The organism is Streptomyces albipurpureus, assembly GCF_023701525.1.
In the GTDB taxonomy this organism is placed as follows: Bacteria; Actinomycetota; Actinomycetes; order Streptomycetales; family Streptomycetaceae; genus Streptomyces; species Streptomyces albipurpureus.
The window spans coordinates 1-1,007 of sequence record NZ_JAMQAW010000134.1; the positions used below are offsets into that span (position 1 = coordinate 1).

At 67.2% G+C, this 1,007-nt stretch carries 1 protein-coding gene; it reads left to right on the forward strand.

Annotated features, from left to right (window positions below):
* The first annotated feature begins 123 nt into the window (after positions 1–123).
* A complete protein-coding gene (locus tag NBG84_RS40305) occupies positions 124–933 on the forward strand; it encodes an ExeA family protein (RefSeq protein WP_250924717.1) in 810 nt (269 codons plus the stop codon).
* Positions 934–1,007: the final 74 nt, after the last annotated feature.

The window sequence follows — 1,007 nt, forward strand, 5'->3', positions numbered from 1 at the left end:
ATCGACACCGCCCACACCCGCACGCTCGCCGACAAGGTCAACTACGCCGCCTTCGCCGAACCCGAAACCCGGACCGACCAGTGACCCAACCGGGCCACCACCCAGCTGACCAGGAGAAACACTGTGATTGAAAAGCTCCAGGCCCACTACGGGTTCAACCGCATGCCCTTCGGCCGCGACCTCGCCCCCGGCATGCTCCACCGCCACGCGTCCCACAACGAAGCCGTCGCTCGCATCGGCTGGTGCATTGCGGAACGCTCGATCGGCGTGGTCACCGGCGAAGTCGGCGCGGGCAAAACCGTCTCCGTCCGAACCGTCCTGCACGGCCTCGACCCGTCGAAACACACAGTGATCTACCTGCCCAACCCCATGATCGGCGTCCGCGGCATCCACGAAGCGATCGTCACCGCCTTCGGCCAGCCGCCCGCCCACCTCGGCTCCCGGCTCACCGCCCAGACCGGTCACGCACTCACCGCCGAACGCGAGGAACGCGGACGAACCCCCGTCCTCGTCCTGGATGAGGCCCACCTGCTCAACTACGAACAACTCGAGGCGATCCGCATGCTGACCAACACCGCCATGGACCAGGACTCACCCCTGTCCTGCCTGCTCGTGGGCCAGCCCACCCTCCGCCGCACGATGAAACTCGCCGTCCTCGCAGCCCTCGAACAGCGAACCGCCCTGCGCTACACCATGCCCGGCATGACCGCGACCGAGACCGCCAGCTACATCAAGCACCACCTCGGCCTCGCCGGCCGGGCCGACCAACTGTTCACCGAGGACGCCATCACCCTCGTCCACACCACCGCACGCGGCTTCCCCCGCGCAGTCAACAACCTCTGCCTGCAATCCCTCGTCGCCACCTTCGCGGGCGGCAAATCCATCGTCGACGAGAAAGCCGCCCAGTCCGCCGTCACCGAAATCCTCGACTGAACTGTCCGACACCTTGCCGACCGAACCGGCACCTCACCGACAATCGCCCCGCTGGGACCACCCCAGCGGGGCTT